Below are 20,808 nucleotides of genomic sequence, written 5' to 3'. Positions count from 1 at the left end.
CCGGTTATACTCCGTGGTATGAAAACGGCGATTTCTGTGCCCGACGAGACGTTTGTGCAGGTAGAGCGTAGTGCGAAGTGTCTAGGTGTCACGCGTTCGGAATTCTATGTGCGCGCGGCTCGCTACTACCTGGAACACTTGGAACAAGAGTCTCTGACCAACGAGATCAACGCGGCCCTTGAACTTGTCGGTGACGACGATGACTCCGCTGCGACCGCTGTCGGTGCAGGTCGGCGCGTGCTGGCCCAGGTGGACGACGAGTGGTGATCGAGCGGGGTGGCATCCATTGGGCCGACCTCGGTGAGGTGGATGGCTCAAAGCCTGCCAAACGTCGCCCGGTGCTGGTCGTACAGGCCGATCCCTACAACGCGAGCCGGCTGGCGACCGTGCTCGTGGCGGTCCTCACGTCGAACACGAAACTGGCCACCGCGCCAGGGAACGTCTTTCTGCCCGCGTCCGTGACAGGGCTGTCTCGGGACTCGGTAGCAAACGTGACCGCGTTGGTGACCCTCAACAAGAGCGACCTGACCGGGCGAGTGGGAGAGGTTCCGATGAGCCTGATGCGGGACGTGGACGCGGGGCTGCGCCGAGTACTCGGACTCTGACAAGGCCGAGTTGTAAAATCGTCGCCAGCGGTGAATCGCTGGCAAGTTTCCGGCGGGTTCTCGACGCGGTGCGGCGGATTTGCGATCCGGCCCCTGACGGGCTCGGTATTTCTCAGCGGTCGGTGACCGTGTCGACGGTCGGCCTGGTGCCCGCGATCCGGAAGTTGACCGAGGCGGGTTTGCAGGTCCGGCTGGCGGTGTCGCTGCACACGCCGGATGACGAGCTGCGGGACACGCGGGGCCAGGAGATCGCAGCGGCTTGCGGGCAGTTGGCCGCCGAAGGCTGACCCCGCATGCAGGTCAGCAGGGTCGCAGTGCCGTCGCCGCGGTGATGTAGGAATTGTTGAGCATGGCGGTGAGGTCCGTGGTGCCGGTGCCCAGGCAGCGGTACACGAAGTTCACCGGGAGACTGATTCGCACGTAGGCGGTGCGGTAGCTGCAGTTCACGAACCAGGAATTGTTCTCATTGGCGCCGACGGCGAACGAGTAGTAGCCGCAGTGCCCTGGCGGCGGCCCGTCCGGCCCGGCGTGCGCGGGGGTGGCGGTTGCGAGCGACGCGGCGACCAACGCGACGCCGACGCCGACCTTCGCCAGGCTGCTACGGATACGGCCTGATTTCATGAGCCCTCCAGAAGTGTTTGGAAGGGACCCTAGGGCGGTGCGCGTCCCTCCCCAGCGGGGTTCACTCGTGATCGAATCTCTCGACAGGAGGCTCGGATGGCTGAGGAAACGGTGCCTGGGCTGCTGGCCGAACTGGCCGCGCTCGAAGACCCCAAGATCCGTGCGGTGAACGAGAAGCACGGTGATGACCACGGCGTGAACCTCACCAAACTGCGCGCGATCGCGAAGCGGCTGAAGACGCAGCAGGACCTCGCGCGCGAGCTGTGGGCGACCGGCGACTCCGCGGCGCGGCTGCTGGCGTTGCTGATCTGCCGTCCGAAGGCGTTCGAGCGCGACGAGCTGGACACCATGCTCCGCGAGGCCGGCTCGCCCAAGGTGCAGGACTGGCTCGTGAACTACGTCGTGAAGAAGAGCCCGCACTCCGAGGACCTGCGCCTGACCTGGTTCGCCGACGCCGACCCCGTGGTCGCGAGCGCCGGTTGGGCGCTGACCACCGAGCGCGTGGCGAAGAAGCCGGAGGTGCTCGACCTCCCCGGCCTGCTCGACCTCGTCGAGGCGGAGATGAAGGGCGCGCCACAGCGGCTCCAGTGGGCGATGAACCACTGCCTCGCCCAGATCGGCATCGAGCACGCCGAGCACCGCGCCCGCGCGATCGACATCGGCGAGCGCCTCGAAGTGCTCAAGGACTACCCGACTCCGCCGAACTGCACGTCACCGTTCGCGCCCGCCTGGATCGCCGAGATGGTCCGCCGCCAGGACGATCGGTAGGGGCGTGCAGTAGGGCTGTTCTGCTAGCATTGACTGCACTGCTGGCAGGGGGTGGGGCTCGTGGCGACCTTGACGATTCGTGACTTCGACGAGGACCTGAAGGCCAGGCTGCGCGTTCGCGCCGCCGAGCACGGGCGCTCCATGGAGGCGGAGGTGCGGGAGATCCTCGCCTCGGTGCTCACCAGGCCCGCGCCGGGGCCCGGGATCGGGTCGCGGTTGCGGCAGCGGTTCAGCGACGTGCGCGCGCTGGGGGAACCTCCGGTTGAGGTGCCTCAGCGGACGGAGCCGCCGCGCGCCGCGGAGTTCTCGGAGTGATCGTTCTCGACACCAACGTGATCTCGGAGTTCATGCGGCACGAGCCGGACGACGGCGTCGTGCGCTGGCTCGACCAGTACCCGCGCGAGGAGGTCTTCACCACGGCGGTCACCGTGGCCGAACTCGGGTACGGGATCTTGCGCCTGCCCAACGGCAAGCGCAAGGACGCGCTCAGCGCCGCGATGACGGGGCTGTTGGCGGAGGACTTCGCGGACCAGATCCTGCCGTTCGACCTCGTCGCCGCCGAGCACTACGCGGCCATCACCGCCGAGCGGGAACGCTGCGGGCGTCCGATCAGCATGGCCGACGCGCAGATCGCGGCGATCTGCCGCACGTACTCCGCGGCCCTGATCACCAGGAACACCAAGGACTTCGTCGACACCGGAGTGCGGGTGGCCGACCCGTGGAGCGGTTCGCGGGGCGGCCCCGCGAACCGCTCGTGGTGAACTAGACGACCTCGTTCAGACGGCCGGTGGCGACGTCGAAGACGAAGCCGCGCACGGAGTCCTTGTGCGGGATGAACGGGCTGGCCTTGATGCGCGCGATCGACTGGCGCACATCGGTTTCCAGGTCCTCGAACGCCTCGGAGGACCACGCGGGCTTGATGCCGGTCTCGTCCTGGATGCCGTTGCGGAAGTCGACGTCGGAGAAGGTCAGCATCCCGCAGTCGGTGTGGTGGATGAGGATGATCTCCTTGGTGCCGAGCAGCCGCTGGCTGATCGCGAGCGAGCGGATCTCGTCCTCGGTGACCACCCCGCCCGCGTTGCGGATGACGTGCGACTCACCCTCGTTGAGGCCGAGCGCCCCGTAGACGTTGAGCCGGGCGTCCATGCACGCGAGCACGGCCACGTGCTTGGCGGGCGGGAGGGGCAGCGGGCCGGAGAAACCCGCGGCGTAGGTGGCGTTGTTGGCGAGCAGTTCGTCGGTGACAGACATGTCGGTCCCATCGCGTCGTGTGAAGTCCGGGCGCGAAAAGGCCGCACACTCCGCGTGAGTGCTGCGGTGTGCGCGGCCCAGGGACACGACTGGGAGAACAAGTAGTAGCGCCGGTGAGGCCAGAACGGCTCAAGCGCTACGCCCATGAAGAGCAGTGAACCGACCTATGCGCTCATGCGCAATTGTTCCCAGAACGTGGGAGTCAGCGGCGCCACGAGGTGCGGCGGCGGACCTTGTCCAGCAGCAGGACACCGACCATGCTGGAGCCGATGACGATCAGCCAGACGTCCTCGTTCCAGCCCTTGTGGTTGCCGATCAGCATGATGAACATGATCGCGGCGCAGATCCAGCCCGCGGCCCGGGTGGCGCGAGGGAACTCGCCGTGCCAGCCCCACGCCTGCGACGGCTCGGCGTGCGGGTCGTGCTTCTCCAGCTCAGAGGACTGCTGGGCCGCCACGATTACCTCCCGGGATGATGGTTGAAGCGGTGCAATCGTCGCACATCCGCCCCGTGCGATCCCCTCCGGAGTGGTCTTGCCGACTCCTCGCGATCTCCTGCTCTACGCTCCCCGGACGTGTCCGTCCAGCCGTCGACGGGGTTCCGCCCGGCCGAGCAGCGAACCCCGGATCTCCACGCCCCGGTGGAGGTCGGCATCCACGAGGTGCGCAAGAGCTTCGCCGACCAGATCGCGGTCGACTCCGTGTCGCTGAGCGTGCACGAGGGCGAGTTCTTCTCGGTGCTCGGCCCGTCCGGGTGCGGCAAGACCACGCTGCTGCGCATGATCGCGGGCTTCGACGACCCGGACAGCGGGCGCATCGAGCTCGACGGCGTCGACATGGTCGGGGTGCCGCCGTACCGCCGCGACGTGAACACGGTCTTCCAGTCCTACGCGCTGTTCCCGCACCTCAGCGTGCGTGACAACGTCGCGTACGGCCTGCGCCGCAAGAAGGTCGGGGGCGCGGAGCTGCGCAGGCGGGTGGACGAGCACCTGGAGCTGGTGCAGCTGGGCCGCTTCGCCGACCGCCGTCCCGGGCAGCTCTCGGGCGGCCAGCAGCAGCGCGTCGCCATCGCGCGGGCGCTCGCGTGCGAGCCGAGGTTGTTGCTGCTCGACGAGCCGCTCGGCGCGCTGGACGCCCAACTGCGCAAACAGGTGCAGATCGAGCTGATGCGCATCCAGCGCGAGGTGGGCACGACCTTCCTCTACGTCACGCACGACCAGGAAGAGGCGTTGGTGCTCTCGCACCGGGTCGCCGTGATGAACGCGGGGCGCCTGGAGCAGGTCGGCTACCCCGAGGACGTCTACGAACGGCCCTCGACACGGTTCGTCGCGGGGTTCATCGGCACGTCGAACATCCTCGACGGACAGGTGTCCGGAGTGGACGGTCAGTGGGTCGAGCTTGTCGCTGACGACGTGCACCGCCTCCGTGCCGTGCTGCCGGAACGGCGAGCCGTGCGCGTGGGGGAGAAGGTCGCGGTGACCGTGCGGCCGGAGAAGCTGCACCTGCACGAGCACCAGGACCAGGTCCCCAGCGGCTGGTGCTCGCTGAGCGGCACGGTCGCCGACGTGGTCTACACGGGCGTTTCCACGCAGTACGTCGTTGAACTGCCCGGTGGCGGATCGATGGTCGCCTTCGTGCAGAACGCTCGTAGGGTTTCCGACGCGGGTACTCCCGGGCAGCCCGTGTGCATGGCCTGGGACCCGGAGTTCACAGTGCTTCTTGGCGAGACGCTCGTCTACGAGGAGAACACCGATGTCCGGTAGCGTGCGCATCGCGCGGTTGTGGGACGACCGTCGGATGAACCGGCGGAACATGTTGCGCTCCATGGCTTTCTTCGCGATCGCGGCCAACGGGCTGACCGCCTGCGCCATCTCCGAGGCGCCGAAGGGCGAGAACGGCGGACAGGGCGGTCGTGCGGTCAACCGGGTCGACGAGCCCAAGCTGAACTTCTACAACTGGACCGACTACATCGCGCCGGACACGATCAGCAGCTTCCAGGCGGCGACCGGGGTCAAGGTCACCTACGACAACTTCAGCTCCAACGACGAGATGGAAGCGAAGATCGCCTCCGGCGCGGCGGGTTACGACCTCGTGGTGCCCAGCGACAACTTCCTGCGCAGGTTCGTGCGCGGCGGGCTGGTGCGGGAGCTGGACCGCGACCTCATCCCGAACCTGGGCAACCTGGAGCGCCGCTTCGCCGAAGCCGACTACGACCCCGGCAACCGCTACTCCGTGCCGTGGGCGTGGGGCACGACGGGGCTGGCCTACTCGAAGACGGTGCTCGGCGACCGCGTCACGGGGTTCTCCGCCTACGACCTCGCCGAGGCGCAAGGGCGCGGCATGGTGCTCGACGAGGCGCGCGACGGCCTGAGCATCGGCCTGCTCGCGCTCGGCCACGACCCGAACACCAGTGACGCCAAGCAGATCGAGGACGCCGCGAAGTACCTGCTCGGCCTCAAGAAGAAGCTCGGGCAGATCAGCTCCGACGTGATCGAGCCGCTGACCTCGGGGCAGATGGTGCTCGCGCAGGCGTTCTCCGGTGACGCCTTCCAGGCGCGCAGGGCGAACCCCGCCATCGCCTACACCATCCCCAAGGAGGGCGGTCTGTCCTATGTGGACCTCCTGTGCGTTCCCAAGGACGCGCCGCACGCGCTGAACGCGCACCGGTTCATCGACCACGTCCTGCGCCCCGACGTGGGCGCGGCGCTGTCCAACGCGGTGCGCTACGGCAGCCCCAACGCCGCGGCGAAACCCTTCATCGACAAGGAACTCCTCAACGACCCGCTCGTCTACCCGAGCGCCGAGGTCCTCGCGCGCCTGCCGTTCGTCAAGGACCTGGGGCGCGAGGTGGAGGCCAAGTACGCGGATGCGTGGACCAAGGTGAAGACAGGGTGAGAACCGCCCTTCGCCGAGTGCTCGTGCTCGGTCCCGCAGGTGTCTGGCTGGCCGTGTTCTTCCTCGCCCCCATGGCTCTCGTGGCGCAGTACAGCTTCGCCACCAGGGACCTCGGCATCCTCCGCGTGGTGCTGCCGTGGACGACGCAGGCCTATCGCAGCGTGCTCGATCCGGCGTTCCTGCCCATCTTCGGGCGCACTGTGCTCTACGCGGGACTGACCACGGTCATCTGCCTGTTGCTCGGTTTTCCGTTGGCGTGGTTCATAGCGCGCCACGGTGGCCGCTGGCGCTTGGTGCTGCTCGCGGCTGTGCTGATCCCGTTCTGGTCCAGTTTCCTCGCGCGCATCTACGCGTGGAAAGCGCTGTTGGACGACACCGGGTTCCTGTTCACCGACGGTGCCGTGATTCTCGGGTTGAGCTACGGGTTCCTGCCGTTCATGGTTCTGCCGCTGTACGTCGCTTGTGAGCGCATGGACTACCGGCAGGTCGAAGCGTCCTACGACCTTGGTCACGGTCGTTTGTCCACGTTCTGGCACGTGGTGCTTCCCGGCGTCGCACCTGGTGTGCTCGCGGGTTCGTTGCTTGTGTTTGTGCCCGCAGCAGGAGATTTCGTGACACCGAAGCTGCTCGGCGGCGTGGACCAATCGACCTTCGGCAGCGTCATCGACGACCAGTTCCGTGGTGGCAACAACTGGCCGCTGGGGTCGGCTATGGCCGTCGTGCTGCTCGGGCTGGTCGTGATCGTCCTTATAGTGCGCGGAAAGCGCGGAGAGGACGTTCTGTGAGACGGCGTCCTTGGAAGCTCGCTGTTGTCGTGCTGCTCGTCTACGCGTTCCTGTACTTGCCGATCGCGTGGCTCGCATTGGTGTCGTTCAACTCGTCGCGCTCGGTCAGTGAGTTCACGGGCTTCTCGTTGCAGTGGTACGCCGAACTGCTCGACGACGACCGAGTCCTCCAAGCGCTCGACCTGACACTGCGGCTCGCGATGACGAGCGCGCTCGTGTGCACGGTGCTTGGCACGCTCGCCGCGTTCGGGCTGCGACGCGCGTTTCGCGGCCGGTCGGTCTGGGCGCTGCTTCTGACACTGCCAATGGTGGTGCCAGAAGTCGTGATGGGCGTGAGCCTGTTGGCGTTCTGCGTGAAACTGGCCGGTATCCCCCTCGGCTTCTTCGCGTTGCTCGTGGCGCACGTGTCGTTCTCGCTGAGCTTCGTGGTTGTCGTGGTCCGCGCGCGGCTCAGCGGAATGGACCCGCGCCTTGAAGAAGCCGCCGCAGACCTGGGCGCGGGACCGTTCACCGCTTTCCGCACGGTGACGTGGCCGCTGGTGCTGCCCGCTGTGGGCGCGGGAGCGGCGTTCGCGTTCCTGTTGTCCTTCGACGACGTGGTGACCTCGAACTATCTTGGTGGGGTCGGGTCGACCACGTTGCCGGTCTACGTCTACGGGCAGGCCAGCAAGCGCGGGGTCTCACCGGAGATCGTCGCGCTGTCCACCGGGATGGTCGCGGTGAGCGCGGTCCTGCTGGTGGTGGGAGTGGTGATCGCGAGCAGGCGGGCGCGTCGTGCCTCGTCGTCCGTCATGGAGGTGGTCGGTGTTCCGCAGGGTGGTTGAGGACTTCGAGTGCGGCAACTGCGGCCGTGCCGTGCGGGGCAACGGCTACACCAACCACTGCCCCACGTGCTTGTGGTCGCGTCACGTCGACGAGGAGCCGGGGGACCGCGCGGCGGAGTGCGGCGGGCTCATGCGCCCGGTGCACGCGTTCCTCAAGGGCCAGAAGACGCGGATCGTGCATGAGTGCGCGAAGTGCAAGGAGCGCAAGAACGTCAACTCCATCGACGCCGACGACCGCGACGTGATCCACAAGCTCATGGCGGCGTCCGCGCGCGATTTCATGGGGCACTGAATGATCACCGAGGCTGAGCGGCTGCGCTCGATCCAGCGCAGTACGGACGCGTTCACCTTCGACGTGCTGCGCGGGCGTGGCATCAAGCCGTCGTGGCGGTGCCTCGAACTCGGAGCGGGCGCGGGCTCGGTGGCGCACTGGCTCGCGGAGCAGTGCCCTGACGGCGAAGTTCTCGCCGTGGACATCGACACCGGCGTCTTCGCGCCGTCGGACGCGCCGAACCTCGTTGTCGAGCGCGCTGACATCACCAGCACCGACTTCGCGCCGCGGCGCTTCGACCTGGTGCACGCGCGCTTCGTGCTCTGCCACCTCGCCGAGCGGGACCAGGTCGTCGAGCGCGCCGCGTCGTGGCTGGCGCCCGGCGGGTGGCTCGTCGTGGAGGAGCCGTACCTGCTGGAGGCCGGGTCCTCGCCGTTCCCGGTCGTTCGCCGGATCATGGCCGCCTACCAGGACCATTGCTCCGCAAGCGGTTCAGCGATGACGTGGGCGCGAGGACTCCCCGCGGCGCTGCTCCGGAGTGGCCTGTCCGATGTGGACTGCACCGGCAACCTCGGGCGGATGGGTGGCCTGTCCGCCGACCGCTGGCGCCCGCTGATCGACCGCGTCGCCCCCGAGCTGATCGCCTCGGGGGCGCTCGCCGAGGCCGACGTCACCGAGTTCCACGAGCTGCTCGGCGACGCGGCCTTCCTCGACGTCCCGCAGGTCACGCTCTCGGTCTGGGGTCAGTCCAGCGCGCCGTCGTAGTCGGGCAGCTTGAAGGTGCGCTCGGCGTGCCCGCCCGCGAGGTCCCAGGTGTTGTTGCCGACGTTGGCGACGATCGTGTAGCCCTTGGCCTCGATCGCCTTGCGCGCGTCGGTCTTGACCTTCTCGGTCGGCTCGAAGTTGAACCACGGCCGCAGGTACAGCCCGTCGACCGGGTAGTCCACGTCCACCAGGTTGGCCTTGGTCGGCAGGCCGAGCACCTCGGGGCGGTTGGTGACGAAGAAGACCGCAGCGCCCTTGGACTTGGCCAGCCGCACGGCCTTCAGCATCGACTTGATCGCCGGGGTGGTCAGCGCCGGGTTGTAGGCCGTCTCCAGCGTGGTGTTGTCGATGTCGAGCGTGATCGCGGTCTTCTCACCGGCGCTGGTCAGGCGCGAGCCGAGGTAGGTCTCCAGCTGCGTCGCGACCACGGCGACGTCGGAGATCCAGGTCGCGTAGGACGGCTTCTCCGCGGCGGGGGCGGCGAGCGCGGTGGACGGGGTCGCGGCGCCGAGCGCCGCCGCGACGAGCGCGGCGGTCACGAGTCGTGCCCTCATGCTGGTGCTCCTCTCGCCCCGGGCAGGGTTCCCATGCACGCCATGGGGACCGGGGTCGGTGAGGATCAGGATGTCGGTGATCGCGCCGCGCGAGAATCCGCCGATCGGACGGGCCGCCGTGACAAGGAAGACGACAGCGAACAGGGCCACCGGCGGTTGCCGATGGCCCTGTGTTCACCCAGGTGAACGTCAGGCGTGAGAACTCCGGTTCCCGACGACGAGCCGGTAGATCGCGAGCACGATCACCGCGCCGAGGATGGCCAGCAGCCACGAGCTGAGGCTGAAGAACGAGTCGACGTCCGCGTTGAAGAGCGTGCGCCCGATCCAACCGCCCAGCACACCGCCGACGATGCCCAGCAGCATCGTGACGATGATGCCGCCGGGGTCCTTCCCCGGCATGATCGCCTTCGCCAGAGCACCGGCGATCAGGCCAAGCACGATCCAAGCGATGAAGCCCATCGGGTGTACCCCTTTCCTGCCACGACGCGCCGCGTCGTTCCTGCGCAGTTGCCGTTCGTCCCTGCTGCAACAGAGGTGCCCAGTCCCCGTGATCTCACGCGGATGTTATGACTCCGTGACCTAGCATGAGCCGATCGGTGCGACTACGAGCTGCCGCATCGGGTGCGACAACATGGTCATGATCCCGCCGCAGGGCCCTTCCCGCCCCGCGGCCCGAGTCCCACGATCGGGGAGAATGGCCGCTATGACTGCTTCCGGCGCTGGTCAGCGCTCTGTGCTTGTGCTCGGCTCGACAGGCTCGGTCGGAGCGCAGGCACTCGATGTCGTCAGGGCCGCGCCGCACCTGTTCCGGGTGGCCGGTATCGCGGCGGGCGGCAGTGACCCGGCCGCGGTGGCCGCCCAGGCGCTGGAGTTCGAGGTCGAGTCCGTCGCGGTGACCAGGGCCAGCGCGGCGGAGGACCTCCAGCTCGCGCTGTACGCCGAGGCGCAGCGGCGCGGGTTCGAGCGCGGCGAGTTCCGGCTGCCGAGGATGCTGGTCGGGCCGGAGGCCGTCCGCGAGCTGATCGCCTGCACCCCGGTGGACGTGGTGCTCAACGCGCTGCCCGGCTCGATGGGCCTGACCCCGACGCTGGACGCGCTCGCCACCGGCTCGATCCTGGCGCTGGCCAACAAGGAGTCGCTGATCGCGGGCGGGCCCCTGGTGCTCAAGGCGGCCGAGCCCGGCCAGCTCGTGCCCGTGGACTCCGAGCACTCCGCGCTCGCGCAGTGCCTGCGCAGCGGGCGGGCCGAGGAAGTGGACCGGCTGGTGGTGACCGCCTCCGGCGGGCCGTTCCGGGGCCGTCGCCGCGAGGAGCTGACCGAGGTCACGGTGGCCCAGGCGATGAACCACCCGACGTGGGCCATGGGCCGGGTGATCACGATCAACTCCGCGACCCTGGTCAACAAGGGACTGGAGCTGATCGAGGCGAAGCTGCTCTACGACCTGCCCTACGAGCGCATCGACGTGGTCGTGCACCCGCAGTCGATCATCCACTCGATGGTCACCTTCGTCGACGGTTCGACGCTGGCCCAGGCGAGCCCCCCGGACATGAAGCTGCCCATCTCGCTGGCGCTGAACTGGCCGAACCGGGTTCCCGGCGCGGCGCGGCCGTGCGTGTTCGACACGGCGTCCTCGTGGACCTTCGAGCCGGTGGACGACGAGACCTTCCCCGCGGTGCGCCTCGCGCGGCAGTCCGGGATGGCGGGCGGGTGCGTGCCCGCCGTGTACAACGCGGCGAACGAGGAGGCGGTCGAGGCGTTCCTCGCGGGCCGCGCCTCGTTCCTCTCGATCGTGGACACCGTGCAGCGCGTCGTGGACGAGGCCGACCAGTGGCGCGCGGAACCGTCTACGGTGGACGAGGTGCTGGCCGCGGAGCAGTGGGCCAGGGCTCGGGCTCAGGAGCTGGTGGGCGCGGTCGGCGGCCCAGCCACCGCTGGAAGGAACTAGAGACGTGTCGTTCGTTTTCGGCGTTGTGCTGTTCGCACTCGCCATCGGGGTGTCCATCGCCCTGCACGAGTTCGGTCACCTGCTGACCGCGAAGATGTTCGGGATGAAGGCCACCGAGTACTTCATCGGGTTCGGGCCGCGGATCTTCTCCTTCCGCAAGGGCGAGACCGAGTACGGGCTCAAGGCCATCCCGGCGGGCGGCTACGTGCGCATCATCGGCATGACCGCGCTGGAGGAGGTCGACCCGGCGGACCAGAAGCGGGCCTTCTACAACCAGAAGGTGTGGAAGCGCGTCGTCGTGCTCGCCGCAGGCTCGGTCATGCACTTCATCATCGGTGTGCTGGTCGTGTACTTCATGGCCGTCTCCACTGGTATGCCCAACCTGGAGAACAAGCCGATCGTCGGTGAGGTCAGCCAGTGCGTGCCCGCCTCGCAGGACACCAGGACCGGCTCGCTCACCCAGTGCGGCCCCGGTGACAAGGCGCCCGCGCTGGCCGCCGGTCTGCAGAAGGGCGACCGCGTCCTCAGCGTGGGGGGCAAGGAGACGCCGGTCTACGCGGACGTCCTCAAGGCGACCCGCTCGACCAGCGGCCCGACCCCGTTCGTCGTGGAGCGCGGCGGTCAGCAGCTCACGCTGACCATCGACGTCGCACAGGTGCAGCGCATCCCGCTGAACACCAAGCCCGGCCCCGACACGCGGCTGGAGCCCGTCGGCGCGGTCGGCCTGGCCAACGCGAGCACCATCTCCTACGGCGCGCTCTCCGCTGTCGGACCGACCTTCGAGTTCACCGGGCTGCTGTTCCAGAACGCCTGGGAGGGGCTGAAGCGGCTGCCGGAGAAGGTGCCGGTCGTGGTGAAGGCGATCTTCGGCGACGACAACCCGGAGCGCCCGGTCAGCGTCGTCGGCGCGAGCATCATGGGCGGCGACGCCGTCGAGCGGGGCCTGTGGGAGGTCTTCCTCATCCTGCTGGCGATGCTCAACCTGTTCATCGGCGTGTTCAACCTGCTGCCGCTGCTGCCGCTGGACGGCGGGCACATCGCGGTGAATCTTTATGAAAAGGCCCGTAACTCGATCCGGCGAATGCGTGGTCGCCCGATCGGGGCTCCGGTGGACTACACGAAGCTGCTTCCGCTCACCTACGTGATGATTTTCCTCGGTGGTGCGCTGATGCTGCTGACCATCACCGCTGATGTGGTGAACCCGCTGCGCCTGGGTGGCCAGTAACGAACTACCGAATGTGAGCGGTGCCGCGGCCATTGTTTTCCGGCCTTGTGGCACCGCTCACATTTGTTGTATGGGATTCCAGTCGCCCCCCGGAGTTTCCGCGCCGGTGCCCGGGGGCCGTACAGTGGAAGTCGGCAGGGAAGTCGGCAGTGGCCTCCAGCCGGTCGGTCGAAGATCCTCATCCCGGGAGTTGAAATCCATGTCCGTTGACGGTGTGATGCTCGGAATGCCGGGCTTGCCCGCTCCGGTGCTCGGACAACGACGCAAGACCCGCCAGCTCCAGGTTGGCTCCGTCGGGGTCGGCAGCGACTCGCCGATCTCGATCCAGTCCATGACCACGACCCTGACCTCCGACGTCAACGCGACGTTGCAGCAGATCGCCGAGCTCACGGCCTCCGGCTGCGACATCGTCAGGGTGGCCTGCCCGTCCCAGGACGACGCCGACGCGCTGGCCGCCATCGCGAAGAAGTCGCAGATTCCCGTCATCGCCGACATTCATTTCCAGCCGAAATATGTTTTCGCGGCGATCGAGGCCGGTTGTGCGGCTGTTCGGGTGAATCCGGGAAACATTCGCAAGTTCGACGACAAGGTCGGCGAGATCGCGAAAGCGGCCAAGGACCACGGAACTCCGATCCGCATCGGCGTGAACGCCGGATCGCTCGATCCCCGGCTGCTGCAGAAATACGGCAAGGCCACCCCGGAGGCGCTGGTCGAGTCCGCGCTGTGGGAGGCCTCGCTGTTCGCCGAGCACGACTTCCACGACATCAAGATCTCCGTCAAGCACAACGACCCGGTGGTCATGGTGCGCGCCTACGAGCTGCTCGCCGAGCGGTGCGACTACCCGCTGCACCTCGGCGTGACCGAGGCGGGCCCGGCGTTCCAGGGCACCATCAAGTCGGCCGTGGCCTTCGGCGCGCTGCTGGCCAAGGGCATCGGTGACACCATCCGCGTCTCGCTGTCCGCGCCGCCGGTGGAGGAGATCAAGGTCGGCACGCAGATCCTGCAGTCGCTGAACCTGCGCCCGCGCAAGCTGGAGATCGTCTCCTGCCCGTCCTGCGGGCGCGCCCAGGTCGACGTCTACACCCTCGCCGAGCAGGTCACCGCCGGTCTGGAGGGCATGGAGGTGCCGCTGCGGGTTGCCGTGATGGGCTGCGTCGTCAACGGCCCCGGCGAGGCGCGCGAGGCCGACCTCGGCGTCGCCTCCGGCAACGGCAAGGGCCAGATCTTCGTGAAGGGCGAGGTCATCAAGACCGTGCCCGAGCACAAGATCGTCGAGACCCTGATCGAGGAGGCCATGCGCATCGCCGAGGAGATGGAGGACGCGGGCGAGCCCTCCGGCGCCCCCGTCGTCAGCGTCTCCTGACCCCTCCGTTCGACCACCCCGACGACACCGAACCCCGCGGCCCCCGCCGCGGGGTTTCGTCGTCTTCGGCCGGTGTCAGGTGCCTTGACCGCCCGGTCCGCCTCACTCCACGACCCTGTGCGCCAACGCCTCGTTTGGTGCGCTCAACTCCCTGAACGACCCGTTTGGTGCGTTGAGCGCGCTGAACGGGTCGTTCAGTGCGCTCAAGTACCTGAAGGGGTCGTTCAGGGCTTGTGCCGAGGGGGTTGAGGGGTGCTCACGTGGAGTGAGGGGAGCAGGTGGGGATACGGCCAACCGGGGGGCAACCGGCGCGCGTTCGGCCCGTGTTCTGGCAGTCTTGGGGGGTGCTGAAGCTTGCCGGGGCTCGGCTGCTCGACGAAGGCGATCTTCGGGCGGTTCGTGCCGTTCTGGACGCCGATCCCGTCGCGTCGTGCATGGTCTCCTCCCGGGTGGAGGTCGCGGGCACCGATCCGTGGCGCCTCGGCGGTGAGCTGTGGGGCTTCGGCAGGGACGGGATGTGCTTCTCCGGCGCGAACCTGGTGCCGCTCGCGGGCGGTCCCGCCGCGGTGCGCGCCTTCGCGGACCGGGCGTTGCGCCGCCGCCGCGCGTGCTCCTCGCTCGTGGGTCCGGCGGAGCAGGTGCTCGGCCTCTGGCAGGAGCTGGAGCCGGAGTGGGGCTCGGCCCGCGAGGTCCGCGCCGACCAACCGCTGATGGCACTGGCAGGTGCGCCGACCGTGCGCCCCGACGCGCTGGTCCGCCCGGTGCGCCCGGACGAGCTGGACCGCTACCTGCCCGCCGCCATCGCGATGTTCATCGAAGAGGTCGGCATCGACCCCCGCGCCGAGGACGGCGGCGTCGGCTACCGCGCCCGCGTCGCCGAGCTGGTCGCGGCGGGGCGCGCGTTCGCCCGCTTCGAGGACGGCGAGGTCGTCTTCAAGGCGGAGATCGGCGCGATGTCGGCGCGGGTCGGCCAGATCCAAGGGGTCTGGGTGCGCCCGGAACGTCGAGGTCAGGGCCTGGGCGCGGCGGGAACGGCCGCCGTCGCGGACCGCCTCGTGCGCGGGCTCGGCAGGGTGGCCAGCCTCTACGTCAACGGCTACAACGCTCCCGCCCGCGCGGCCTACGCCAGCATCGGCTTCACCCAGGTCGGCCAGTTCAGCACGGTTCTGTTCTAGACGGCTGTCTAGGCGTTGTCGGGGACCGCTGGCACACTGTGCGCCGTGTCAGCACAGCCACCACGCATCCGCTCGGTCAGGCTGTTCGCAGCCGCGCTCCTCCTCCTGCCGGTCGCGGGTTGCGGGCTGTTCGGCTCCGAAGCGAAACCAGAGGTCGCGGCCCGCACCTTCCTCAACGCGTTCGCGGGCGGGGACACCACGACGGCGTCCAAGACCACTGACGACGCGCAGTCCTCGAAGGACCTGATGGAGAAGGTCCGCGCCGCGCTCAAGCCGGTCGCGATCAGGACGACCGTCGGCGAGTCGACCGCCAAGGGCGAGACGGCGACGGTGACCTACACGGCCGAGTGGGACCTGGGGAAGAACCGGATCTGGGGCTACAAGGGAACTCTGGAGCTGCGCCGGGGCGACAAGCAGTGGCAGGTGCACTGGACGCCGGAGGCGATCCACCCGAAGCTCTCCGCCCAGCAGACCCTCGCGCTGAAGGAGCAGCAGCCCGACCCGGCGCCGATCCTGGACCGCGACGGCGGATCGCTGCTCTCGGCGGAGAAGGTCGTCTCCGTGCTGCTCGACCGGAAGCAGGCCGGTGACCTGCCGGCGGTGGCCGCCTCGCTGGCCACCGCGCTGAACCGCTTCGACGGCGACATCACCCAGCAGTCCATTGTGGACAGAGCGGGCAAGACGCCGGAGGGCCAGGCGTACGCGGTGGCGCTGCTGCGCGATCCCGACTACCAGAAGGTGAAGGCGCAGATCTACGACCTGCCCGGGGTGCGGTTCAGCTCGCAGACCCGGTTGCTCGCGCCGGACCGCGCCTTCGCCTCCCAGGTGCTCCCGGGAATCCGCAAGGCCGTCGAGGACCGCATTGAGGGCAAGGCGGGCTATCGGATCTACTCGGTGAACGCGGGCGGCAACGAGGTCGAGACGCTGGTCGACGAGAAGGCCGTGCCCGCGCAGGCCGTCACCACCGCGCTCAGCCGCTCCGTCCAGACGGCGGCGGAGGACGCGGTCGAGCCGGTCGGCAACGCGACGATGATCGTGGCACTGCAACCCTCCACCGGCGACGTGCTCGCGGTGGCGCAGAACGGGGCCGCCGACGCCCAAGGCGCGGTCGCGCTGACCGGGCGCTACCCGCCGGGCTCCACCTTCAAGATCGTCACGGCGGCGGCCGCGCTCGGTGGCGGGGTCGCCGACTCCGGGACCGAGCTGCCCTGCCCCGGCACGTGGACCATCCAGGGGCGCAAGATCCCCAACGACAACGAGTTCGAGCTCGGCACCGTCCCGCTGCACCGCGCCTTCGCGCGCTCGTGCAACACCACCTTCGCGGAGCTGGCGACCAAGCTGCCCGCTGACGCGTTGACCAAGTCCGCCAAGCAGTTCGGCCTCGGCTCGGACTTCGTCATTCCCGGCATCACCACCGTGACCGGCTCGGTCCCGCCCGCCGCCGGGATCGTCGAGCGCGCGGAGGACGGCTTCGGCCAGGGCAAGGTGCTCGCCAGCCCGTTCGGCATGGCCCTGGTCGCCGCGACCGCCGCGAAGGGCTCGATGCCGCTGCCCAACCTGATCCGCGGCGCCGCCAAGACCACCGTCGACGCCGAGCAGCAGCCCGTGCCGCAGCCCGTGATCGACTCCGTTCGCACGATGATGCGCGAGGTGGTGACCGAGGGCACCGCCACCAAGCTCCAGCGCAACGGCGAGGTGCACGGCAAGACCGGGACCGCGCAGTTCGGCGACGGCACGCGCTCGCACGGCTGGTTCGTCGGCTATCGCGGCGATCTGGCGTTCGCGGTGCTGATCGTGGACGCCGGTTCCTCGGCTCCGGCAGTGGACGTGGCCTCGAAGTTCCTGGCGGCGGTCCGTTAGCTGACGTTCGGCAAGGTGCTACCATGTAGCACATGAGTGCGGAGACCATTGGCGTACGCGAGTTGCGGCAGAACGCGAGCAAGTACCTGAAGCGGGCCGCCGCCGGCGAGACGCTGGTGATCACCGAGCACGGTGTTCCAGTGGCGATGCTGGCGCCACCGCCGAAGCCGTCCCTGCGCGAGCAGTTGATCGCCAACGGCGAGCTACTTCCAGCTGACGGCAACAAGGACGCGTGGTTCGAACCACCGCTCCCCGCCGACCCTGGAAAGCCGTTGTTGTCGGAGATCCTGCAGCAGATGCGGGACGAGGAGCGTTGGTGATCTACTTCGATTCGTCCGCCATGATCAAACTGGTCCTCCAGGAGCCGGAGAGCGCGGCCTTCCGGGAGTGGGTGAGCGAGGTCAGGCATGAGACGTCCATCAGCAGTTCGCTGATCCGGGTCGAAGTGGTTCGCGCCGCCAGCAGGTACGGAGCCGATGCCTCGGCCAGGGCGCGCTCGGTGCTCGCGGGGCTGGAGACCATGCCGATGACCTACGCCCTGCTCGATGAGGCCGCCGCGCTGCCGTTGCAGGTCAAGAGCCTCGACGCGATCCACCTGGCGACGGCGATCCGGCTGCGCAGTGAGCTGAAGGCGTTCGTCTCCTACGACAAGCAGCTCATCGCCGCGGCGAGCGTGGTCGGTCTGAACGTCGAGACGCCCGGGGCGTCGTAGGCTGGGGCCCATGCCCGTCAGTGCCCCCTTGAAGCCAGGTCAGCAGTCCCCGCGCCGCCCCGTGCCCTCGCACATCGCGCGGCCCGAGTACGTCGACAAGCCCGCCCCGAAGCGCAACACCGATCCGTGGGTGCAGCCGGACGAGGTGATCGAGGCGATGCGCGTCGCGGGCAAGCTCGCCGCGCAGGCGTTGGAGGAAGCGGGCAAGGCCATCGCGCCCGGCGTGACCACCGACCACGTGGACGCGGTCGTGCACGAGTTCCTCTGCGACAACAAGGCCTACCCGTCGACGCTGGGCTACCGGCAGTTCCCGAAGTCCTGCTGCACCTCGCTGAACGAGGTCATCTGCCACGGCATCCCGGACTCCACGGTGATCTCCGACGGCGACATCGTGAACGTGGACGTCACCGCGTTCATCGGCGGCGTGCACGGCGACACCAACGGCACCTTCCTCGCGGGTGAGGTCGACGAGGAGTCGCGGCTGCTGGTGGAGCGGACCCGCGAGGCCACGATGCGCGCGATCAAGGCGGTCAGGCCGGGCAGGCAGATCAACGTGATCGGCCGGGTGATCGAGGCGTACGCGAAGCGCTTCGGCTACGGCGTGGTCCGCGACTTCACCGGGCACGGCATCGGCCGCTCCTTCCACAGCGGGCTCGTGGTGCTGCACTACGACGAGCCGAAGATGGACACCGTGCTGGAGCCCGGGATGACCTTCACGATCGAGCCGATGATCACGCTCGGCACGATCGACTACGACATCTGGGACGACGGCTGGACGGTCACCACCAAGGACAAGAAGCGCACCGCGCAGTTCGAGCACACCATCGTCGTCACGAAGGACGGCTCCGAGATCCTGACGCTGCCATGATCACGTTCAGGCGCTGGACCGAGGCGGACGCGGCCTGGTACGTGGAGCAGGCCAAGGACCCGGAGATCCTGCGCTGGACCACCGACGGCCCCGATCTCACCGTCGAGTTCCTGCGCGGGCGCATCGCCGAGCTGACCGAGGAATCGCTGGCCTGGCTGATCGTCGACGCGGAGACGGGCGAGCGGCTCGGCAACGCGGCGGTGGACGTGAAGGGCGGGCTGGCCGAGCCCTCGTACTGGGTGGCCTCCTCGGCGCGTGGGCGCGGCGTCGCGACCGCGGCGTTGCTGGAGATGTGCGCGCGGGCGCGGGCGGCGGGTGCCGAACGCGTCGAGGTGATCATCCACCGGGACAACGCGGCCTCGGCGCGGGTGGCGGGCAAGGTCGGCTTCACCGAGGTCGAGTCCTTCGACAACCCCAAGCTCGGGCCGTGCGTGCGCTACCGGCTGGGCGGGTGAGCCGGGGCGGAGCGCTGCTCGTCGCGGGGACCACCTCCGACGCGGGCAAGAGCGTGGTGGTCGCGGGCCTGTGCCGGTGGCTGGCCAGGAAGGGCGTGCGGGTCGCGCCCTTCAAGGCGCAGAACATGTCCAACAACTCCGTGGTGACCTCGGACGGCGGCGAGATCGGGCGCGCGCAGGCGGTGCAGGCCGCCGCCGCCGGACTGGAGCCGTCGGTGCGGTTCAACCCGGTGCTGCTCAAGCCGGGCAGCGATCGCAGCTCGCAGGTCGTCGTGCTGGGCAAGGCACTCGGCCAGGTCAGCGCGATGTCCTACCGGCAGCGCAAGCTGGAGCTGGCCGAGGTCGTCGCGTCCACATTGGACGGTTTGCGGCGGGACTACGAGGCGGTGGTCTGCGAGGGCGCTGGGTCACCGACCGAGATCAACCTGCGCGCCAACGACATCGCGAACATGGGCCTGGCCAGGGCGGCGGAGCTGCCGGTGCTGGTCGTCGGCGACATCGACCGGGGCGGGGTGTTCGCGCACCTCTTCGGCACGCTCGCGCTCCTCGACGCGGCCGACCAGGCGCTGGTCAGCGGCTTCGTGATCAACAAGTTCCGCGGCGACCCGGCGTTGCTGGAACCCGGGCTGGACCAGATCTCCGAGCTGACCGGGCGGCCCGTGCTCGGCGTGCTGCCCTGGCGCGAAGAGCTGTGGCTGGACGCGGAGGACTCGTTGTCCTACACGGCGGACGGCGTTGTCGGCCGTCCCGCGCCGCCCGCCGGAGAGCAGTGGCTGCGCGTCGCGGTGGTGCGGTTGCCCAGGATCTCCAACGCCACCGACGTCGAAGCGCTGGCCTGCGAGCCCGGCGTCTCGGTCCGCTTCGTCACCGAGCCGTCCCGCATCGCGGACGCGGACCTCGTCGTGCTCCCCGGCTCGAAGTCCACAGTGGACGACCTGGAGTGGTTGCGGCGCACGGGTTTGGCGGAGGCCGTTGCGCGGCACGCGGCGAAGGGGCTGCCCGTCGCCGGGATCTGCGGCGGCTTCCAGATGCTGGGCGTGCGGATCACCGACCGCGTCGAGTCGGCGGCGGGGGAGGTCGAAGGACTCGGTCTGCTCGACCTCGACATCGAGTTCCGCGAGCGCAAAACCCTTGAGCGCCCAACGGGAACGGCGTTCGGCGAAGCGGTGAACGGCTACGAGATCCACCACGGCGAGGTCACGCGATCCGCCGAAAAGCCGTTGGTGCAGCTGGAGAACGCGCAAAGTGAGGGCGCGCTGACGGACAACGTCGTCGGCACGCACTGGCACGGGCTGTTCGAGAACGACGCCTTCCGTGCGGAGTTCCTGCGCTGGGCGGCCGAACGCAGCGGCAGGGACGGGTTCGCCGTTGCTGGCGGGGTGTCCTTCGCCGAGCAGCGCGCGGCGCAGCTGGACCTGCTCGGCGACCTGGTCGCGGACAACCTGGACACCGACGCGGTCATGCGCCTGCTGGAGCACGGTGCTCCCGGCGGGATGCGCACGCTCCCGCCGGGAGCCTGATCACGAGCTGGGGCCCCGGAAAGCTTCGAGAACGGCCTTGGCGATCTTCTCCCCACCGTCGCCGAGCCTGGCGCGGTACTTGTCGATGATCACCTGCTCGCGCGACGGGTCAACGCGGCCACCGCCCGCCGAGGTGCGAGCTCGCTGCACCGCCTCCGATGCCTCCTTGCGCTGGCCCAGCAGTTCGACGATCTGCCGGTCCAGGTCGTCGATGCGCGTCCGCTGCTGGGAGATCACGTCCGAGGGAGCCGCCGGGGCAGGGGGTGGTGTGCTCCCGCACGCCGACATCGTGAGAACTCCGAGCAGCGCAAGGACAACGCGCATCGCCGACCTCCTTGAGTCGTGGC

At 68.8% G+C, this 20,808-nt stretch carries 27 protein-coding genes and 1 pseudogene; 22 read left to right on the top strand and 6 right to left on the bottom strand.

Annotated elements, in window-relative coordinates:
- Nucleotides 1-18: 18 nt before the first annotated feature.
- The 3 genes and pseudogenes from ABD798_RS29970 to ABD798_RS29960 form a co-directional block, all read left to right on the top strand.
- On the top strand, nt 19-267 hold the full coding sequence (locus tag ABD798_RS29970) for a CopG family transcriptional regulator (RefSeq protein ID WP_344882167.1): 249 nt from the start codon (nt 19-21) through the stop codon (nt 265-267).
- Nucleotides 261-605 carry a type II toxin-antitoxin system PemK/MazF family toxin gene (locus ABD798_RS29965; protein ID WP_344882164.1) on the top strand — a complete coding sequence of 115 codons (345 nt, stop codon included), beginning with the start codon at nt 261-263 and terminating at the stop codon, nt 603-605. Before ABD798_RS29970 ends, ABD798_RS29965 begins: the two co-directional genes overlap by 7 nt.
- 29 nt (nt 606-634) lie before the next feature.
- A pseudogene (locus ABD798_RS29960) lies at nt 635-841 on the top strand (dual-specificity RNA methyltransferase RlmN); the annotation flags it as partial.
- A 64-nt stretch (nt 842-905) separates the two neighbouring features.
- Here the strand turns inward: ABD798_RS29960 and ABD798_RS29955 are convergent.
- On the bottom strand, nt 906-1,226 hold the full coding sequence (locus tag ABD798_RS29955; protein ID WP_344882160.1) for a hypothetical protein: 321 nt from the start codon (nt 1,224-1,226) through the stop codon (nt 906-908).
- Between the two features lie 96 nt (nt 1,227-1,322).
- Between ABD798_RS29955 and ABD798_RS29950 the strand changes: the two genes are divergently transcribed.
- From ABD798_RS29950 to ABD798_RS29940, 3 genes are read left to right on the top strand one after another with little or no spacing between them, the layout of a single operon-like run.
- Complete coding sequence (locus ABD798_RS29950) at nt 1,323-1,994, top strand: DNA alkylation repair protein (RefSeq protein WP_344882158.1); 672 nt, start codon at nt 1,323-1,325, stop codon at nt 1,992-1,994.
- A gap of 60 nt (nt 1,995-2,054) precedes the next feature.
- A complete protein-coding gene (locus ABD798_RS29945; RefSeq protein WP_344882155.1) occupies nt 2,055-2,309 on the top strand; it encodes a FitA-like ribbon-helix-helix domain-containing protein in 255 nt (84 codons plus the stop codon).
- Nucleotides 2,306-2,755, top strand: a complete 450-nt coding sequence (locus ABD798_RS29940; RefSeq protein WP_344882152.1) for a type II toxin-antitoxin system VapC family toxin — start codon at nt 2,306-2,308, stop codon at nt 2,753-2,755. The genes ABD798_RS29945 and ABD798_RS29940 overlap by 4 nt, the downstream gene beginning before the upstream one ends.
- 1 nt (nt 2,756) lies before the next feature.
- On the opposite strand, the gene ABD798_RS29935 is transcribed toward ABD798_RS29940, so the two are convergent.
- Nucleotides 2,757-3,245: a beta-class carbonic anhydrase gene (locus tag ABD798_RS29935; protein ID WP_344882149.1), complete on the bottom strand. Its 489-nt coding sequence runs from the start codon at nt 3,243-3,245 to the stop codon at nt 2,757-2,759.
- Nucleotides 3,246-3,447: 202 nt separating this feature from the next.
- On the bottom strand, nt 3,448-3,702 hold the full coding sequence (locus ABD798_RS29930; RefSeq protein ID WP_344882146.1) for a DUF2631 domain-containing protein: 255 nt from the start codon (nt 3,700-3,702) through the stop codon (nt 3,448-3,450).
- 117 nt (nt 3,703-3,819) lie between these two features.
- On the opposite strand from ABD798_RS29930, the gene ABD798_RS29925 reads away from it, so the two are divergent.
- The 6 genes from ABD798_RS29925 to ABD798_RS29900 are packed head-to-tail and all read left to right on the top strand — an operon-like array spanning nt 3,820 to nt 8,784.
- Nucleotides 3,820-5,007, top strand: a complete 1,188-nt coding sequence (locus tag ABD798_RS29925; RefSeq protein ID WP_344882144.1) for an ABC transporter ATP-binding protein — start codon at nt 3,820-3,822, stop codon at nt 5,005-5,007.
- Nucleotides 4,997-6,139 (top strand): polyamine ABC transporter substrate-binding protein, encoded by a 1,143-nt coding sequence (locus tag ABD798_RS29920; protein ID WP_344882141.1) that lies wholly within the window; start codon nt 4,997-4,999, stop codon nt 6,137-6,139. Before ABD798_RS29925 ends, ABD798_RS29920 begins: the two co-directional genes overlap by 11 nt.
- A complete protein-coding gene (locus ABD798_RS29915) occupies nt 6,136-6,924 on the top strand; it encodes an ABC transporter permease (RefSeq protein WP_344882138.1) in 789 nt (262 codons plus the stop codon). Before ABD798_RS29920 ends, ABD798_RS29915 begins: the two co-directional genes overlap by 4 nt.
- Complete coding sequence (locus ABD798_RS29910; RefSeq protein ID WP_344882135.1) at nt 6,921-7,748, top strand: ABC transporter permease; 828 nt, start codon at nt 6,921-6,923, stop codon at nt 7,746-7,748. The genes ABD798_RS29915 and ABD798_RS29910 overlap by 4 nt, the downstream gene beginning before the upstream one ends.
- Entirely contained in the window at nt 7,729-8,040 is a 312-nt protein-coding gene (locus tag ABD798_RS29905; RefSeq protein WP_344882132.1) for an RNHCP domain-containing protein, read from the top strand. The genes ABD798_RS29910 and ABD798_RS29905 overlap by 20 nt, the downstream gene beginning before the upstream one ends.
- On the top strand, nt 8,041-8,784 hold the full coding sequence (locus ABD798_RS29900; RefSeq protein ID WP_344882130.1) for a class I SAM-dependent methyltransferase: 744 nt from the start codon (nt 8,041-8,043) through the stop codon (nt 8,782-8,784). It abuts the gene before it with no gap.
- Here ABD798_RS29900 and ABD798_RS29895 read toward each other — a convergent pair.
- Together ABD798_RS29895 and ABD798_RS29890 are read right to left on the bottom strand one after the other, a co-directional pair.
- On the bottom strand, nt 8,763-9,338 hold the full coding sequence (locus tag ABD798_RS29895) for an HAD family acid phosphatase (RefSeq protein ID WP_344882127.1): 576 nt from the start codon (nt 9,336-9,338) through the stop codon (nt 8,763-8,765). The genes ABD798_RS29900 and ABD798_RS29895 overlap by 22 nt on opposite strands.
- Before the next feature lie 189 nt (nt 9,339-9,527).
- Nucleotides 9,528-9,797, bottom strand: coding sequence for a GlsB/YeaQ/YmgE family stress response membrane protein (locus tag ABD798_RS29890; RefSeq protein ID WP_344882124.1), 270 nt, complete (start codon nt 9,795-9,797; stop codon nt 9,528-9,530).
- Between the two features lie 235 nt (nt 9,798-10,032).
- On the opposite strand from ABD798_RS29890, the gene dxr reads away from it, so the two are divergent.
- The 10 genes from dxr to ABD798_RS29840 all read left to right on the top strand — a co-directional run bounded on the left by dxr (nt 10,033) and on the right by ABD798_RS29840 (nt 20,461).
- A complete protein-coding gene (gene dxr / locus ABD798_RS29885; protein ID WP_344882121.1) occupies nt 10,033-11,283 on the top strand; it encodes a 1-deoxy-D-xylulose-5-phosphate reductoisomerase in 1,251 nt (416 codons plus the stop codon).
- Nucleotides 11,284-11,287: 4 nt separating this feature from the next.
- Complete coding sequence (locus ABD798_RS29880) at nt 11,288-12,508, top strand: M50 family metallopeptidase (RefSeq protein WP_344882117.1); 1,221 nt, start codon at nt 11,288-11,290, stop codon at nt 12,506-12,508.
- A 199-nt stretch (nt 12,509-12,707) separates the two neighbouring features.
- A complete protein-coding gene (gene ispG / locus ABD798_RS29875) occupies nt 12,708-13,871 on the top strand; it encodes a flavodoxin-dependent (E)-4-hydroxy-3-methylbut-2-enyl-diphosphate synthase (RefSeq protein WP_344882114.1) in 1,164 nt (387 codons plus the stop codon).
- A gap of 344 nt (nt 13,872-14,215) precedes the next feature.
- Entirely contained in the window at nt 14,216-15,046 is an 831-nt protein-coding gene (locus tag ABD798_RS29870) for a GNAT family N-acetyltransferase (protein ID WP_344882111.1), read from the top strand.
- Nucleotides 15,047-15,091: 45 nt separating this feature from the next.
- Nucleotides 15,092-16,906 (top strand): penicillin-binding transpeptidase domain-containing protein, encoded by a 1,815-nt coding sequence (locus ABD798_RS29865; protein ID WP_344882108.1) that lies wholly within the window; start codon nt 15,092-15,094, stop codon nt 16,904-16,906.
- A 32-nt stretch (nt 16,907-16,938) separates the two neighbouring features.
- Nucleotides 16,939-17,226: a type II toxin-antitoxin system Phd/YefM family antitoxin gene (locus ABD798_RS29860; RefSeq protein WP_344882103.1), complete on the top strand. Its 288-nt coding sequence runs from the start codon at nt 16,939-16,941 to the stop codon at nt 17,224-17,226.
- On the top strand, nt 17,223-17,618 hold the full coding sequence (locus tag ABD798_RS29855) for a type II toxin-antitoxin system VapC family toxin (RefSeq protein WP_344882101.1): 396 nt from the start codon (nt 17,223-17,225) through the stop codon (nt 17,616-17,618). The genes ABD798_RS29860 and ABD798_RS29855 overlap by 4 nt, the downstream gene beginning before the upstream one ends.
- A gap of 10 nt (nt 17,619-17,628) precedes the next feature.
- Entirely contained in the window at nt 17,629-18,486 is an 858-nt protein-coding gene (map, locus tag ABD798_RS29850; protein WP_344882098.1) for a type I methionyl aminopeptidase, read from the top strand.
- Nucleotides 18,483-18,941: a GNAT family N-acetyltransferase gene (locus ABD798_RS29845; protein WP_344882096.1), complete on the top strand. Its 459-nt coding sequence runs from the start codon at nt 18,483-18,485 to the stop codon at nt 18,939-18,941. The genes map and ABD798_RS29845 overlap by 4 nt, the downstream gene beginning before the upstream one ends.
- Nucleotides 18,938-20,461 carry a cobyric acid synthase gene (locus ABD798_RS29840; protein WP_344883642.1) on the top strand — a complete coding sequence of 508 codons (1,524 nt, stop codon included), beginning with the start codon at nt 18,938-18,940 and terminating at the stop codon, nt 20,459-20,461. The genes ABD798_RS29845 and ABD798_RS29840 overlap by 4 nt, the downstream gene beginning before the upstream one ends.
- Here the strand turns inward: ABD798_RS29840 and ABD798_RS29835 are convergent, their stop codons facing one another.
- Entirely contained in the window at nt 20,462-20,785 is a 324-nt protein-coding gene (locus ABD798_RS29835) for a chorismate mutase (protein WP_344882093.1), read from the bottom strand.
- Between the last annotated feature and the right edge of the window lie 23 nt (nt 20,786-20,808).

Source organism: Allokutzneria multivorans, from assembly GCF_039537405.1.
Classification (GTDB): domain Bacteria; phylum Actinomycetota; class Actinomycetes; order Mycobacteriales; family Pseudonocardiaceae; genus Allokutzneria; species Allokutzneria multivorans.
This window is presented reverse-complemented; position numbering and strand designations above follow the sequence as displayed.

Bases quoted from the DNA above. Each gene is read 5' to 3' on its own strand.
- ABD798_RS29970 (WP_344882167.1), top strand. From the start codon at position 19: ATGAAAACGGCGATTTCTGTGCCCGACGAGACGTTTGTGCAGGTAGAG.
- ABD798_RS29955 (WP_344882160.1), bottom strand. From the start codon at position 1,226: ATGAAATCAGGCCGTATCCGTAGCAGCCTGGCGAAGGTCGGCGTCGGC.
- ABD798_RS29950 (WP_344882158.1), top strand. From the start codon at position 1,323: ATGGCTGAGGAAACGGTGCCTGGGCTGCTGGCCGAACTGGCCGCGCTC.
- ABD798_RS29935 (WP_344882149.1), bottom strand. From the start codon at position 3,245: ATGTCTGTCACCGACGAACTGCTCGCCAACAACGCCACCTACGCCGCG.
- ABD798_RS29920 (WP_344882141.1), top strand. From the start codon at position 4,997: ATGTCCGGTAGCGTGCGCATCGCGCGGTTGTGGGACGACCGTCGGATG.
- ABD798_RS29900 (WP_344882130.1), top strand. From the start codon at position 8,041: ATGATCACCGAGGCTGAGCGGCTGCGCTCGATCCAGCGCAGTACGGAC.
- ABD798_RS29895 (WP_344882127.1), bottom strand. From the start codon at position 9,338: ATGAGGGCACGACTCGTGACCGCCGCGCTCGTCGCGGCGGCGCTCGGC.
- ABD798_RS29890 (WP_344882124.1), bottom strand. From the start codon at position 9,797: ATGGGCTTCATCGCTTGGATCGTGCTTGGCCTGATCGCCGGTGCTCTG.
- dxr (WP_344882121.1), top strand. From the start codon at position 10,033: ATGGCCGCTATGACTGCTTCCGGCGCTGGTCAGCGCTCTGTGCTTGTG.
- ispG (WP_344882114.1), top strand. From the start codon at position 12,708: ATGTCCGTTGACGGTGTGATGCTCGGAATGCCGGGCTTGCCCGCTCCG.
- ABD798_RS29860 (WP_344882103.1), top strand. From the start codon at position 16,939: ATGAGTGCGGAGACCATTGGCGTACGCGAGTTGCGGCAGAACGCGAGC.
- map (WP_344882098.1), top strand. From the start codon at position 17,629: ATGCCCGTCAGTGCCCCCTTGAAGCCAGGTCAGCAGTCCCCGCGCCGC.
- ABD798_RS29845 (WP_344882096.1), top strand. From the start codon at position 18,483: ATGATCACGTTCAGGCGCTGGACCGAGGCGGACGCGGCCTGGTACGTG.
- ABD798_RS29835 (WP_344882093.1), bottom strand. From the start codon at position 20,785: ATGCGCGTTGTCCTTGCGCTGCTCGGAGTTCTCACGATGTCGGCGTGC.